General features: G+C 74.1%; 1 protein-coding gene. It reads left to right on the top strand.

Annotation, left to right across the window (positions count from 1 at the left end):
* Positions 1-84: 84 nt before the first annotated feature.
* Positions 85-16,485, top strand: a complete 16,401-nt coding sequence (locus BLW14_RS15320) for a type I polyketide synthase (RefSeq protein WP_256332796.1) — start codon at positions 85-87, stop codon at positions 16,483-16,485.
* Positions 16,486-16,496: the final 11 nt, after the last annotated feature.

Raw genomic sequence — 16,496 nt, 5'->3', positions numbered from 1 at the left:
CGGCACCGGCCCCGTCCCGCATCTGCGACCCGACTCGACCTCTCGGCATGAACCGGCATGAACAAGGACTCGGTGGGACCCAACATGTCCAATGACGACGCACGGCTTCTCGACTACCTCAAGCGGGTCACGGCAGATCTGCACCAGACGCGGCGCAGGCTCCAGGAGGCCGAGAACCAGGACCACGAGCCCATCGCCGTCGTGGCGATGAGCTGCCGCTACCCGGGCGGGGTCTCCTCCCCCGAGGAGCTGTGGCGGCTCGTCTCGGAGGGCCGCGACGCCGTCTCCACCTTCCCCACCGACCGCGGCTGGGACCTCGACGCGCTGCGCGGCGACGAGGGCGACACCGCGTCCGGCAGCAGTTACGTGAACGAGGGCGGGTTCGTCCGCGACGTCGCCGACTTCGACGCCGGCTTCTTCGGGATCAGCCCCAACGAGGCCCTGACCATGGACCCCCAGCAGCGGCTGCTCCTGGAGGTGTCCTGGGAGGCGATCGAGCGGGCCGAGATCGACCCGTCGTCCCTGCGCGGCAAGCCCGTCGGCGTGTTCGCGGGTTCCGGAATCCAGGACTACGAGTACATCGTCGGCGCGGCGGGCGAGGTCGCCGAGGCGTACATGACGACCGGCAACGCGGCTGCCGTCATCTCCGGCCGGATCTCCTACACCCTGGGCCTCGAAGGACCGGCCGTCACCGTCGACACCGCCTGCTCCTCGTCGCTCGTCTCGCTCCACCTGGCGGCGACCGCGCTGCGCCGCCGCGAGTGCACGCTCGCCCTGGCCGGTGGCGTCATGGTGATGTCGACCCCGTCCCCGTTCATCGCGTTCAGCCGTCAGCGCGGGCTCGCCCCGGACGGCCGCTGCAAGGCGTTCGCGGAGGCGGCGGACGGCACCGGCTGGTCCGAGGGCGCCGGCATGCTCGTCCTCGAACGCCTCGCGGACGCCCGCCGCAACGGCCACCCCGTGCTCGCCGTCGTACGCGGCAGCGCGGTCAACCAGGACGGCGCCAGCAACGGCCTCACCGCCCCCAACGGGCGCGCCCAGCAGCGCGTCATCCGCCAGGCCCTCGCCAACGCCAAGCTCTCCGCGACCCACGTGGACGCCGTCGAGGGTCACGGCACGGGGACGACCCTGGGCGACCCGATCGAGGCGCAGGCGCTGCTCGCCACCTACGGGCAGGGGCGCGACGAGGACCGGCCCCTGTGGCTGGGGTCCATCAAGTCCAACATGGGCCACGCACAGGCCGCCGCCGGTGTCGGCTCCGTCATCAAGATGGTCGAGGCCCTGCGCCACGGCGTGCTGCCCAAGACCCTGCACGTGGACGAGCCGTCGAGCCACGTCGACTGGTCGGCGGGCCGGGTGCGGCTGCTGACCGAGACCCGGGCCTGGGAGCGCGCCGAGGACCGCCCGCGCCGGGCCGGCGTCTCGGCCTTCGGCGTGAGCGGTACGAACGCGCACGTGATCCTGGAGGAGGCGCCGGCGCAGGAGCCGCCCGCCGAGACCGACGAGGCCCCCGAAGCGCCGGCGACTGTCGTCACGCCGCTGCCCGCGGTACTGCCGTGGCTGCTGTCCGGTCGCGACGCGACGGCTCTCGCCGCGCAGGCCGACCGCGTCCACGCCCACGTCACGGCGGACGCGGAGACGAGCGACGCCGACCTCACGTACTCCCTGGCGACCGCCCGCGCGGCGCTCGACCACCGCGCGGTGGTGCTCGCGGAGACCCGCGCGGCGGCCCTGACCGGGCTCGCGGCTCTGGCCGCGGGGGAGGACCACCCTTCCGTGGTGCGTGGCGTCGCCGCGAAGGGGAAGACGGCGTTTCTGTTCACGGGGCAGGGTGCGCAGCGGCTGGGTATGGGCCGTGAGTTGTATGCGGCCTTCCCGGTGTTCGCGGAGGCGTTTGACGCCGTGTGTGCGGAGGTGGACGCGCATCTCGAAACGGCGTTGAAGGACGTGGTGTGGGGGGAGGACGCGGAGGCGCTGAACGCGACTTCGTGCACCCAGCCCGCGTTGTTCGCCTTTGAGGTGGCGCTGTTCCGGTTGGTGGAGGCGTGGGGCGTCAAGCCGGACGTCGTCGTCGGTCACTCGATCGGTGAGTTGGCCGCCGCGCACGTTGCGGGCGTGCTCTCGCTGGCGGATGCCGCACGTCTTGTTGTCGCGCGTGGTCGGCTGATGCAGGCGCTTCCTGCCGGTGGCGCGATGGTTGCGGTGCAAGCATCCGAGGAAGAGGTGCTGCCGCTCCTGACGGATGGCGTGTCCATCGCGGCGGTCAACGGGCCCCAGTCCGTGGTCGTTTCAGGGTTGGCGGTCGAGGCGACGGGTATCGGCGAGCACTTCGCCGCGCTGGGGCGGAAGACCAGCCGTCTTTCCGTCTCGCACGCGTTCCATTCCTCGCTGATGGACCCGATGCTGGACGACTTCCGCGCCATCGCCTCGCAGTTGACGTTCAATGAGCCCAGCATCCCGGTCGTCTCCACCGTCACCGGCGCCGCTTCGGCCTCGGGCTGGCAGTCCCCGGAGTACTGGGTCGACCAGGTCCGCCGCCCTGTCCGCTTCGCCGACGCCGTAAACGCGGCCGAAGCCTTCGGTGCCCGTACGTTCGTCGAGATCGGCCCCGACGCCGTTCTCACCGCCCTCGGGACCGCCTCCGCGACCGACGAGAACACCACCTGCGTCCCGCTCGTACGCAAGGACCGCGGAGAGTCCGAGGCCCTGGTCGCGGGCCTGGCAAGGCTGTTCACCACCGGCCTAGCCGTCGACTGGGAGGCGTTCTACGCCGGCACCGGTACGCAGCAGGCCGAGCTCCCCACGTACGCCTTCCAGCGCACCCGCTACTGGGTCGAGGGCACCAACGCCCCCGGCGACGTCTCCGCCGCCGGTCTCGCCGCGGCCGGGCACCCGCTGCTCGGGGCCGTCGTCTCGCTCGCGGACTCCGGTGGCGTCGTGCTCACCGGCAGGGTGTCCGTGTCCGCGCAGCCCTGGCTCGCGGATCACGTCGTCGGGGACTCCGTGGTCTTCCCCGGAACCGGCTTCGTCGAACTCGCGGTCCGGGCCGGGGACCAGGTCGGCTGCGAGACGCTCGACGAGCTGATGCTCCAGGCCCCCCTGGTGCTGCCCGCACGCGGGGCGGTGGCGCTCCAGGTGGAGGTCGGCGCGTCCGACGCGTCCGGGCGCCGCCCGTTCAGCGTTCACTCGCGCCGCGACGACCAGCCCGACCAGCCCTGGACGCTGCACGCGGCCGGGGTCCTGGCGGCCACCACCACGGACCCGGCCCCCTTCGACCTGGCCGCCTGGCCGCCCGCCGGCGCCGAGGCCATCGACACGGACGGGGTGTACGCGTCGCTGGCCGAGGCCGGCCTCGCGTACGGGCCCGCCTTCCGGGGGCTGACGGCCGCCTGGAGGTCCGGGACCGAGATCTTCGCCGAGGTCGCGCTGCCCGAGAAGGCGCACGCGGACGCCGGGAAGTTCGGGCTGCACCCGGCGCTCCTCGACGCCTCGCTGCACGGCTCCGTGTTCACCGACCTGTTCGCGGAGGCGAGCGGTCCGGTGCTGCCGTTCGTCTGGACCGGTGTACGCCTGCACGCCTCCGGGGCCGCGCGGCTGCGGGTCCGGATCGCCCCGGACGGTGCGGGAGCCGTCGCCCTGTCCGTCGCCGACGAGACGGGCCGGCCCGTGCTGTCGGTCGACTCGCTCGTCCTGCGCGAGGTCTCCGCCGAGCAGCTCGCCGCCGCCCGCACGGTCGCGCACGAGTCGCTGTTCGGACTGGAGTGGGTCGAAATCCCGGCGGACGCCCAGGTTTCGGTGCCCGTCGACTGGACAGAGCTGAGCGCCGACGGACCCGTGCCCGAGAGCGTGGTCCTGCGGTCCCGGCACACCGGTGCGGACCCGGCGGCCGTCCGGGCCGCCACCACCGAAATCCTTGCCGCACTCCAGCACTGGCTCGGAGCCGAGCGCTTCACGGGCTCCCGCCTGCTCGTCGCCACCAGCGGTGCCGTGGCCCTGCCCGGCGAGGACGTCACCGACCTCGCCGGGGCCGCAGTCTGGGGCCTCGTGCGTTCCGCGCAGGCCGAGCACCCCGGGCGGGTCCTCCTCGCGGACCTGGACGACCTCGCGGACGACGCGCAGGCCGCCGCCGCGCTGGCCACCGGCGAGTCCCAGGCCCTCGTGCGCGGCACGACCGTCCACGGCGCCCGCCTCGCCCGCCTCACGGACGACCCCGAGACGCGCGTCGGCCCCGACTTCGGCACCGGCACGGTCCTCGTCACCGGCGCGACCGGCGCGCTCGGCAGCCTGGTGGCCCGGCGGCTCGTCGAGGCCCACGGGGTCCGCAGCCTGCTGCTGGTCTCCCGGCGCGGCGCGGACGCCCCCGGTGCGGCGGAGCTGTCCGCCGAACTGCGCGCGCTCGGCGCCGAGGTCACCGTCACCGCCTGCGATGTCGCGGACCGGGACGCCCTGGCCGCCGCGCTCGACGGGGTGCCGTTGACCGGGGTGGTGCACCTCGCCGGTGTCCTGGACGACACGCTGATCGCGTCGCTGACCCCGGAGAGCCTGGACACCGTCCTGCGCGCCAAGGCCGACGCCGCGCTCCACCTGCACGAGCTGACCCGGGACCTGGGCCTGTCGGCGTTCGTCCTGTTCTCCTCCGCCACCGGCGTCCTGGGCGTCCCCGGCCAGGGCAACTACGGCGCCGCCAACGCGCTGCTCGACGCCCTCGCCGCCCACCGCACCGCCCACGGCCTGCCCGCCCGCTCCCTCGCGTGGGGCCTGTGGGCGAGCGGGATGTCCGGCACCCTGACCGACGCCGACCTCCAGCGCATGAGCCGCACCGGCATCGGCGCCCTCACCGCCGCGTACGGCCTGGACCTCTTCGACCGGGCGCTGACCGTGGACGTGCCCGTCGTCCTGCCGATCCGGCTCGACGTGCGCACCCTCGCCGAGGCCGGTGAAACGCTGCCGCCGCTGTTCCGGAAGCTCGTACGCGTACGGGCCCGGCGCACCGCCGGTTCCGCGCCGGAGGCGGCCGGGGCGCTGCGCGGCCGGCTGGCCGGGCTCGACCGGGAGGAGCAGGAGCGCGTCCTGCTCGATCTGGTCCGTACGCAGGTCGCGGTGGCCCTCGGCTACCCGGACGCGGACGCCGTGGACGAGACCCGGGCCTTCAGCGAGCTGGGCTTCGACTCGCTCACGGCCGTGGAGTTCCGCAATGCCGTCAGCGCCGCCGCCGAGGTCCGGCTGCCCGCCACCCTCGCCTTCGACTACCCGAGCCCGCGCGCCCTGGCCCGGCACCTGCTGGGCGAACTCGACGGCTCCCTCGCCGAGGTGGCCCCGGCGCGAGGTGTGAGCGGTGCCGGTGCGGGGAACGACGACGACCCGATCGTCATCGTCTCCATGGCATGCCGCTACCCGGGCGGGGTACGCAGCCCCGAGCAGCTGTGGCGGCTCGTCGCGGACGGTGTGGACGCGGTCTCCGACTTCCCCGCCAACCGCGGCTGGGACCTGGACCGGGTGTACGACCCGGCCTCCGAGCGCCCGCACACCACGTACGCGAACGAGGGCGGATTCCTGCACGAGGCGGGCGAGTTCGACCCCGCGTTCTTCGGGATCAGCCCCAACGAGGCCGCGATCATGGACCCGCAGCAGTTCCTGCTGCTGGAGACGGCCTGGGAGGCGTTCGAGCGGGCCGGGATCGACCCCGAGACCCTGCAGGGCAGCATGACCGGCTGCTACGCCGGGATGATGTACCACGACTACGCGGCCAACAACAGCACGGGCGCCATCGCCTCCGGCCGGGTCTCGTACGTGTTCGGCCTGGAGGGCCCGGCCGTCACCGTCGACACGGCGTGCTCGTCGTCGCTGGTCTCGCTGCACATGGCGGCGCAGGCGCTGCGGTCGGGTGAGTGCTCGCTCGCCCTCGCCGGTGGTGTCGCGGTCATGGCGACCCCCGAGGTCTTCGTCGAGTTCAGCCGGCAGCGGGGCCTCGCCCCGGACGGCCGCTGCAAGTCCTTCGGCATCGGCGCCAACGGCACGGGCTGGGGCGAGGGCGCGGGCATGCTGCTCCTGGAGCGGCTGTCCGACGCGCGCCGCAACGGCCACCCGGTCCTCGCCGTGGTCCGGGGCTCCGCGCTCAACCAGGACGGTGCCAGCAACGGCCTCACCGCCCCCAACGGCCCCTCGCAGCAGCGCGTCATCCGCCAGGCACTGGCCAACGCGGGCCTGACGGCGGCGGAGGTCGACGCGGTCGAGGCGCACGGCACCGGCACGGTTCTGGGTGACCCGATCGAGGCGCAGGCGCTGCTCGCCACCTACGGGCAGGACCGGCCGGACGGACAGCCGCTGTGGCTGGGCTCCATCAAGTCGAACATGGGCCACACGCAGGCCGCCGCCGGTGTCGCGGGCATCATCAAGATGGTCATGGCCATGCGCCACGGCGTCCTCCCGCCGACCCTCCACGCGGAGGAGCGCTCGGACCGGATCGACTGGTCCGAGGGTGACGTCGAACTGCTGACGGAGGCCCGCGAGTGGGCGCCGGAGGGCCGTCCGAGGCGTGCGGGCATCTCCTCCTTCGGTATCAGCGGCACGAACGCCCACGTGATCGTGGAGGAGGCCCCCGAGGCCGCCGAAACCGCCGCGACCGAGGCGGCCGGGCCCGACATGGCCGTCACTCCCTGGGTGGTGTCCGCGAAGAGCGCGGACGCGCTGGCCGGTCAGGCGGCGCGGCTGCTGACGGTGGCCGACGACCACCGCGCCGAGGACATCGGCCACTCACTGGTGGTGTCGAAGCCCGCCTTCGAGCACCGGGCCGTCGTCTTCGGAGACCGTACGGGCGCGCTGACCGCACTGGCGGCGGGTGAGGAGCACCCGGGGCTGGTGCGGGGGGTCACGCGACCGGTCGGCAAGTCGGCGTTCCTGTTCACGGGGCAGGGTGCGCAGAGGCTGGGGATGGGGCGTGAGCTGTACGAGGCGTTCCCGGTGTTCGCGCAGGCGTTCGACGCGGTGTGCGCGGAGGTGGACGCGCACCTCGATATGCCGTTGCGTGACGTCGTGTGGGGGGAGGACGCGGACGCGCTCAACGCCACCGCCTTCACCCAGCCCGCGTTGTTCGCTTTCGAGGTGGCGTTGTTCCGGCTGGTGGAGGCATGGGGCGTCAAGCCCGACGTCGTCGTCGGTCACTCGATCGGTGAGATCGCTGCCGCGCACATCGCCGGGGTGCTTTCCCTCGCGGACGCGGCGAAGCTGGTCGTGAGCCGGGGCCGGTTGATGCAGGCTCTTCCGGCCGGTGGCGCGATGGTCGCCGTGCAGGCGACCGAGGACGAGGTGGTTCCCCTCCTCACGGACGGGGTAGGCATCGCGGCCGTCAACGGCCCGCAAGCGGTCGTCGTCTCAGGTGTCGAGTCCGAAGCCCTCGCCGTGGGCGAGCACTTTGCCGCGCTGGGCCGCAAGACCAGCCGCCTTCCCGTCTCGCACGCCTTCCACTCCTCGCTCATGGACCCGATGCTCGACGACTTCCGTGCCACAGTGCGTGAGTTGACGTTCGACGAGCCGACGGTCGCGGCTGTCTCCACGGTCAGCGGCGAACCGTCCGCCGACTGGCAGAACCCGGAGTACTGGGTCGACCAGGTCCGCCGCCCTGTCCGGTTCGCGGATGCCGTGAACGCGGCCGAAGCCCTGGGCGCGCGCACCTTCGTCGAGGTCGGCCCCGACGCGGTCCTCACCGCCCTGGGAGCCGCCTCCGCCGCCGAGGACACCAGCGCCTTCACCCCCCTCGTACGCAAGAAGCGTCCCGAGGCCGAGTCCCTGATCGCGGGCCTGGGCCGGCTGTACGTGGACGGCGTCCGGGTGGGCTGGGAGGCGTTCTACGCCGGCAGCGGGCCGCGGACCGTGGAGCTGCCCACGTACGCCTTCCAGTGCACCCGCTACTGGGTCGGCACCGAGGAGTACCTCGCCAACTCCTGGATCGGCGGCGGCAGCAGCATGGCGACGGCCGGGCTGACCGATGCGGGGCACCCGCTTCTCGGGGCGGTCGTGCCGTCCCCGGACACGGACATGGTGACCTTCACCGGCAGGCTGTCCGCCGGTACGCACGGCTGGATCGTCGACCACGACGTCCTCGGGAGCGTCCTGCTGCCGGGCACGGGCTTCGTGGAGCTGGCCATCCGCGCCGGTGACCAGGTCGGTTGCGCGGTACTGGAGGAGCTGGCCCTGCAGGCGCCGCTCATCCTGCCCGCGCGCGGTGCCGTCACCGTGCAGATGGTCGTCGGGGCCGCCGACGCGACGGCCCGGCGCTCGGTGAGCGTGTACTCGCGCGCCGAGGACCGCCCGGACCTGCCGTGGACCTTGCACGCCGACGGCGTACTCGCGCCCGGTACGCAGACCGCAGCGTTCGACCTCGCGGCCTGGCCGCCGGCCGGGGCGGAGGAGCTGCCCCTGGAGGGCGCGTACGACGGTTTGCGGGAGCGAGGGTTCGGGTACGGGCCGACGTTTCAGGGCCTCAAGGCCGCCTGGCGCGTGGGTGACGTGCTGTTCGCGGAGGTCGCGCTGCCCGAACAGGCTCACGCGGAGGCCGAGAAGTTCGGGCTGCACCCGGCGCTCCTGGACGCCGCCATGCACGCGGCCCTCGTCAACGGCACCGGCGGCGACGAGACCGTGCTGCCCTTCGTGTGGCGCGAGGTGTCCCTGCACGCGGCGGGCGCCTCCGCCGTCCGCGTACGGATCACGCAGCCGACCCCCGAGAGCCTGTCCCTGCAGGTCGCGGACGCCACCGGGGCCCCCGTGGCGACGGTGGGCGCGGTCGTCGGCCGGCCCGTCTCCACCGAGCAGCTCGCCACCGGCGGGAACGACTCACTCTTCCGCATCGCCTGGAGCAAGCTGCCCGCGGTCCCCACCCGTACGCCGTCCGACGCGCCCGCACCGGTCGTCTTCACCGCTGGGACGCGGGGCCTCGACGCGGACATGCCGGGTGCGGTGCACGGGCTGGTGAGCCAGGCGCTGGAGGCCGTACAGGAGTGGCTGGCCGAGGACCGCCCCGAGGGCGCGGTGCTGGCGATCGCCACGCGCGGCGCGGTGGCCGTGTCCGACGGCGAGCCGGTCGATGTGCGCCAGGCACCGGTCTGGGGGCTGGTCCGGGCCGCGCAGGCCGAGAATCCGGGCCGCTTCGTGCTCGTCGACTCCGACGGTTCCGTGCCCTGGGACCAGGTGACCGCTCTCGGCGAACCGGAACTGGTCGTGCGCGACGGCGAGGTGTGGGTGCCGCGCCTGGTGCTCGCCGCGCCGGGCTCCTTCGACGGCGCCGGCCCGGTGTGGGACGCGGACGGGACCGTACTGATCACCGGCGGCACCGGCGGCCTCGGCGCCCGGGTGGCCCGCCACCTGGTGGCCGGGCACGGGGTCCGGCAGCTGCTTCTGGTCGGCCGCCGGGGCGCGAGCACTCCGGGCGTCGGTGACCTCGTCGCCGAGCTGTCCGGGCTGGGCGCCTCGGTCTCCGTGGCGGCCTGCGACGTGGCGGACCGGGAGTCCCTGGCCGCCGTCCTCGCCTCCGTGGACCCGGCACACCCGCTCTCCGGAGTCGTCCACGTCGCCGGTGTCGTCGACAACGGCGTGGTCGGCGCGCTGACCCCCGAACGCGTGAGTGCGGTCCTGCGGCCGAAGGTGGACGCGGCCTGGCACCTCCACGAACTGACCCGGGAGCTGGACCTGTCGGCGTTCGTGCTGTTCTCCTCGGCCGGCGGGCTGGTTTTGGCGGCCGGGCAGGGCAACTACGCGGCGGGCAACGTCTTCCTCGACGCACTCGCCGCCCAGCGCCACGCCGAGGGCCTTCCGGCGACCGCCATGGCTTTCGGGCTCTGGGGCGTCGACACCGGGATGACCAGCATCGACATGCTGGGCCTGGCCGAGGAGCGCATGGCGGCCCAGGGGCTGCCCGCACTCTCCGAGGCGGAGGGCCTGGCCCTGTTCGACGCGGCCCTGGAGTCGGGTCTCGCGGCCACCGTCCCCCTCCGCATCGACACCAACGTCCTGCGCGACCGGGGTACCGAACTCCCCGCCCTGCTGCGGGGCCTGGTGCGCGTACCCGTACGCAGGACCGCGCAATCCACCGACGGGGGTGACGGGCTCCTCGCCCGGCTGGCGGGGCTGGACACCCCCGCACGCGCCGCCGCGCTCCTCGATCTCGTACGCACGCACGTGGCCGGGGTCCTCGGCCACGCGTCGGCCGACGCGATCGAACCGGAGCGGGCCTTCAGCGAGCTGGGCTTCGATTCGCTCGCGGCCGTCGAGCTGCGCAACCGGCTCGGCTCGGCGACGGGCCTCCGGCTCCCCGCCACGCTGATCTTCGACTACCCGACCGCCGACGCCGTCGCGGCGTACATGGGCGAGGAAGTGGCCGGTTCGGACCGCGCCCTGCCCGTGCCCACCCGCGCCCCGGCGGCGGGCGGGGCCGGCGGGGACGACGATCCGGTGGTCATCGTCGGCATGGGCTGCCGCTACCCGGGCGGGGTCACCACCCCGGAGGAGCTGTGGCGGATCGTCGCGGACGGGGTCGACGCCATCGGTGACTTCCCGGCCGACCGCGGCTGGGACGCGGAGGTGTACGACCCCGAGCCCGGGACGCCCGGCCGTACGTACGCGCGCGAGGGCGGATTCCTCTACGAAGCACCCGAGTTCGACCCGGTGTTCTTCGGGATCAGCCCCAACGAGGCGCTGATGATGGACCCGCAGCAGCGACTGCTCCTTGAGGTGGCCTGGGAGGCGATCGAGCGGGCCGGGATCGACCCGACGACGCTCAAGGGCTCGTCGACCGGTGTCTTCGCCGGGGTGATGTACCACGACTACGCGCTCGGTGTGGAGGCCGCGGCCAGCAGTGGCGGCAGCCTCGTCTCCGGCCGCACCGCCTACACGCTGGGCCTGGAGGGCCCGGCCGTCACCGTCGACACCGCGTGCTCGTCCTCGCTCGTCGCGCTGCACATGGCGGCCCAGGCCGTGCGCGCCGGTGAATGCTCGCTCGCCCTGGCCGGCGGTGTCGCCGTCATGGGCACGCCGGGCATGTTCATCGAGTTCAGCCGGCAGCGCGGGCTCGCCCCGGACGGCCGGTCGAAGTCCTTCGCCGCGTCGGCCGACGGCGTCGCCTGGGGCGAGGGCGCCGGCGTCCTGCTCCTGGAACGGCTCTCCGACGCACGCCGCAACGGCCACCCGGTGGTAGCGGTCCTCCGGGGCTCCGCGCTCAACCAGGACGGTGCCAGCAACGGGATGACCGCCCCCAACGGCCCGTCCCAGCAGCGCGTGATCCGCCAGGCCCTGGCCAACGCGGGCCTGACGGCGGCGGAGGTCGACGCGGTCGAGGCGCACGGCACGGGGACGACCCTGGGCGACCCGATCGAGGCGCAGGCGCTGCTCGCCACCTACGGGCAGGGGCGCGCGGACGAGGCTCCCCTGTGGCTGGGGTCCATCAAGTCCAACATGGGCCACACGCAGGCCGCTTCGGGCATCGCGGGCGTCATGAAGATGGTCATGGCCATGCGCCACGGCGTCCTCCCGAAGACCCTGCACGTCGACGCGCCCTCGGACCAGGTCGACTGGGAGGCCGGAAACGTCGCCCTGCTCACCGAGGCGCGGGAGTGGCAGCCCACCGACCGGCCGCGCCGCGCCGGGGTCTCGTCCTTCGGGATCAGCGGGACGAACGCGCACGTGATCGTCGAGGAGGCGCCGGAGACGGCGGCCGGGAACGCCGGTGACCGCGAACTCCCGGTGTTTCCGCTGGTGCTGTCGGGGAAGAGCCCGCAGGCCCTCGCCGCTCAGGCCGAGCGGCTGCTGGACCGGGCCGCGGACGAGCCGACGCCCACCCCGGCCGACCTGGGCCTGTCCCTGGTCGCCACCCGCACCGCCTTCCCCCACCGGGCCGTCGTCCTCGGCGCGGACACCGAGGAACTGCTGCGCGGCCTGACCGCCCTGGCACAGGGCCGCAACGCCCCGGCCGTCGCGAGTGGTCAGGCACGGCGGAGCGGCAAGTCGGCGTTTCTGTTCACGGGGCAGGGGGCGCAGCGGCTGGGTATGGGACGTGAGTTGTACGACGTGTTCCCGGCGTTCGCGGAGGCGTTTGACGCGGTGTGTGTGGAGGTGGACGCGCATCTTGAAACGGCGTTGAAGGACGTGGTGTGGGGGGAGGACGCGGAGGCGCTGAATGCGACTTCGTGCACCCAGCCCGCGTTGTTCGCTTTCGAGGTCGCGTTGTTCCGGCTGGTGGAGGCGTGGGGCGTCAACCCGGACGTGGTCGCGGGTCATTCGATCGGTGAGATCGCTGCCGCGCACGTTGCCGGGGTGCTCTCGCTCGCGGATGCGGCGAAGCTGGTCGTGAGCCGGGGCCGGCTGATGCAGGCCCTTCCGGCCGGTGGCGCGATGGTCGCCGTGCAGGCGACCGAGGACGAAGTGGTTCCCCTCCTCACGGACGGGGTGGGCATCGCGGCCGTCAACGGCCCGCAAGCGGTCGTCGTCTCAGGTGTCGAGTCCGAAGCCCTCGCCGTGGGCGAGCACTTCGCCGCGCTGGGCCGCAAGACCAGCCGTCTTCCCGTCTCGCACGCCTTCCACTCCTCGCTCATGGACCCGATGCTCGACGACTTCCGGGCGCTCGCGCGCGGGTTGACGTTCAACGAGCCGCGCATCCCGGTCGTCTCCACCGTCACCGGCGCCCCCTCCACCGACTGGCAGACCCCCGAGTACTGGGTCGACCAGGTCCGCCGCCCTGTCCGGTTCGCGGATGCCGTCGAGGCGCTGGAGGCGCAGGGCGTCACCCGGTTCCTGGAGATCGGGCCCGACGGCATCCTGACCGGCCTCGCCCAGCAGGTCCTGGACCGGGGCGAGGGCGGCGCGGCCGTGCTCGTACCGTCCGTACGCAGGAACCGTCCCGAGCCCGAGGCGCTGGTCACCGCCCTGGGGCGGCTGTACGCGGACGGGGCGCGGGTCGACTGGGAGGCGTACTACGCGGGTACGGGTGCGCGCCGGGTCGAGCTGCCCACGTACCCCTTCCAGCGCACCCGCTTCTGGGTGGACGCGGCCAAGCCGGCCACCGACGCGGTGGCGGTCGGGCAGGACGCGTTCGACCACCCGCTGCTCGCGGCCGTCGTGGCGTCGCCCGACTCCGAGGCCGTGACGCTCACCGCCCGGGTCTCGCTGGACACCCAGCCCTGGGTGGCCGACCACGCGGTGCACGGCAGCATCCTGCTCCCCGGCACCGGGTTCGTGGAGCTGGCCCTCCAGGCCGCCGACCACGTCGGCTGCGGGCTGCTGGACGAGCTGACGCTGTACGCGCGGCTGGTGCTGCCCGAGCGCGGCGGGGTCTCGCTCCAGGTCGTCGTCGGTGAGCCCGACGCACAGGCCCGGCGCGCGGTCCGCGTCTACTCGCGGCCCGAGAATCACCCGGACGAGCCGTGGACCCGGCATGCCGAAGGTGTGCTGGCCCCCGGGGCGGGGAACACCGCCGCCTCCGACCTCACCGCATGGCCGCCCGTCGGCGCGGAGGAGCTGGACGCGGACGGCCTGTACGACGGGCTTCAGGAGCGCGGGTTCGGGTACGGGCCGGTGTTCCAGGGACTGACGGCGGCCTGGCGGCACGGCGACGCGCTGTACGCGGAGATCGCGCTGCCCGAGCAGGCGCACCCGGACGCCGGACGCTTCGGTCTGCACCCGGCCCTGCTCGACGCCTCCATGCATGCGCTCGGCTTCGGCGGGCTCGGGGCCGACGAGGACGAGGGGCAGGCGCTGCTCCCGTTCTCCTGGACCGGGGTCACCCTGCACGCCGCGTCCGCGACCGCCGTACGTGTCCGGCTCGCGCCGGTCGAGGGCGTGCGCAACGCGGTACGCCTGGACCTGAGCGACCCGGCCGGGGTGCCCGTCGCCTCGGTGGAGGCGCTCCAACTGCGGCCGGTCGCCGCGCAGCAGCTGGGCGGCGGCGGGTTCCGGGAGGCCCTGCTCGCCGTCGAGTGGCAGCCGGTCGGCGGCGGCAGCGGGCCGCGCGGTGACTGGGCGGTCGCCGGGCCCGGCCTGGTCGTCGCCGGGATGCCGGTGGTCGCGGGGCTGGACGCCCTCGGCGACGCCGTACCGGACGTGGTGCTGCTGCCCGTCCTCGCGGACGCGGACGGCGCCGGCACCGAGCACGAGATCCCGGCAGGCACCCGTACCGCCGTGGACGGGGCCCTGGCCGCCGTGCAGCAGTGGCTCGCCGAGCCGCGGTTCGCGCGGTCGCGTCTGGTGCTGGTGACCCGGGCCGCGGCTGCCGTCTCGGACGGCGACCCCGTCGACGTACGGCAGGCCCCCGTCTGGGGTCTGGTGCGGGCGGCGCAGGCGGAGAACCCGGGCCGGTTCGTCCTCCTCGACCTGGAGGAGGGCGAGCCCTCGCCCCGGGCGCTCGCGGCGGCCCTCGCCACGGACGAACCCGAGCTGGCCGTACGCCGCGACAAGGTGCTGGCACCCCGCCTCGTCCGGTCCTCGGCGCCCGGCGGCGAGACCCCCTGGGACACCGGGGGGACCGTCCTGATCACCGGCGGCACCGGCGGTCTCGGCGCGATCGTCGCCCGGCACCTGATCACCGAACACGGCGTACGCCACCTGGTGCTCGCGGGGCGGCGCGGGCTCGGCGCGCCCAATGCGGCCGGGCTTCGCGACGAACTGACCGCGCTCGGCGCCCGGGTGGAGATCGCCGCGTGCGACGTCTCCGACCGGGCGGCCGTCGCCGCGCTCATCGCGGGCATCGATCCGGACCACCCGCTGCGCGGTGTAGTCCACGCGGCCGGCGTCGCGCACAACGGGCTCGTCGGGGCGCTCACCCCCGAGCAGGTGGACCACGTCCTGCGCGCCAAGGCGGACGCCGCCTGGCACCTGCACGAACTGACCGCCCACCTCGACCTGTCCGTGTTCGCGCTGTTCTCCTCGGCGGGCGGGCTCGTCATGGCCGCCGGCCAGGGCAACTACGCGGCGGCCAACGTCTTCCTGGACGGTCTCGCCGCCCACCGCCGCTCCCAGGGGCTGGCCGCCACCTCCATGGCGTTCGGGCTCTGGGCCACCGAGACCGGGCTCAGCCAGTGGCTCGGCGAGGCGGACTTCCAGCGGATGCGGCGCACCGGGACCCCGGCGCTCACCGAGGAAGAGGGTTTGTGGCTGTTCGACGCGGCGGTCGCCGCCGACGCCCCGGCGCTCGTCCCGCTCCGCGTCGACCTGGCCGCGCTGCGCGCCCGCACCGACGAGGTGCCCGCGCTGCTGCGGGCCCTGGCCCCCGCCGGACGGCGGCGCGCGGGTGCCGCGGCCGTCGTCCGCGAGGCCGGCGGGCTCGTGCGGAAGGTGCGCGGGCTGGACGAGGCGGCCCGCGTCCGGGTCGTGCTCGACGAGGTGCTGAGCCACGCGGCCGAGGTCCTGGGGCATGCGGACGCGGGTGCGGTGGACGCCGAAGCGGGCTTCCTGGAGGCCGGGTTCGACTCGCTGACCGCCGTCGAACTCCGTAACCGTCTCAACGCGGCCTCCGGGCTCGCGCTGCCGGCCATGGTGGTATTCGACAGCAGGAACCCGCTGGAGCTGGCCAGGCTCGTCGCCGGCCGGCTGGGCGCCGAAGGGGGAGAGGCGGGCCCTGGTGCCACGGCCGCCCCGGAGGCCGCGAGCCCGGTCGACGACACCCTGTACGGGCTGTTCCTGGACGCGATCATGGCCGGGAACATCAAGCCCGGTCTGGCGATGCTGCGTTCGGTGGCGGCCCTGCGGCCCTCGTTCACCACGGCCGCCGACCTGGACGCACTGCCCGAGGCGGTCTCGTACGGGGCACGGGCCAAGGCGGAGGTTCCGGTGCCCCGGCTGATCTGCCTCAGCACCCCGACCGTGGCCGGCGGCGTGCACCAGCACGCGCGGCTCGCGGCCCGGCTGTCCGTGCCGGTGTCCGGAATCCCGACCCCCGGATTCGCCCGTGGCGAGTCGCTGCCGGAGTCGTTCGACGCGGCCGTCGACGTCCTCGCGGAGGCGGTGCTGCGTACTGCCGACGGGGAGCCGTTCGTGCTGCTCGGCTTCTCCTCCGGCGGGCTCCTCGCCCACGCCACCGTCGCCCGCCTGGAGCGGGTGCACGGGGTGCGGCCGGCCGGGCTCGTCCTGCTGGACACGTACTACATGGGCGCGGCGAACGACGCGATCTTCGACCAGATGGCGTCCGCCGTCCCCGACAAGGCGGCCACCCTCGGCTCGTTCAGCAGCGCCGAACTCTCCGCGATGGGCCGGTACGTGGAGCTGCTGCCGCAGTTCACGCAGGCGGACATCGAGGCGCCGGTGCTGTTCGTCCGGGCCGGTGACCTCTTCGAGGCGGGCGAGCGGGCCGGTGTCGGCGAGGGCGGCTGGCAGGCCGACTGGCAGGGCGCCGAGACCGTGGCGACCGTTCCCGGCACGCATTTCACCATCGTCGAGCAGCACGTCGACACGACGGCCCCCGTCATCGACGGCTGGCTGAAGGACCTCAAGGAGCGGATCTCCTCGTGACTGTTGAACGC

The organism is Streptomyces sp. 2131.1 (assembly GCF_900105515.1).
Classification (GTDB): Bacteria; Actinomycetota; Actinomycetes; order Streptomycetales; family Streptomycetaceae; genus Streptomyces; species Streptomyces drozdowiczii.
The sequence above is the reverse complement of the archived record's forward strand: the minus strand, read 5'-3'. Positions and strand labels throughout refer to the sequence as shown.

Excerpts from the sequence above, each read along its gene's own strand:
- BLW14_RS15320 (WP_256332796.1), top strand. The coding sequence starts at position 85 with ATGTCCAATGACGACGCACGGCTTCTCGACTACCTCAAGCGGGTCACG.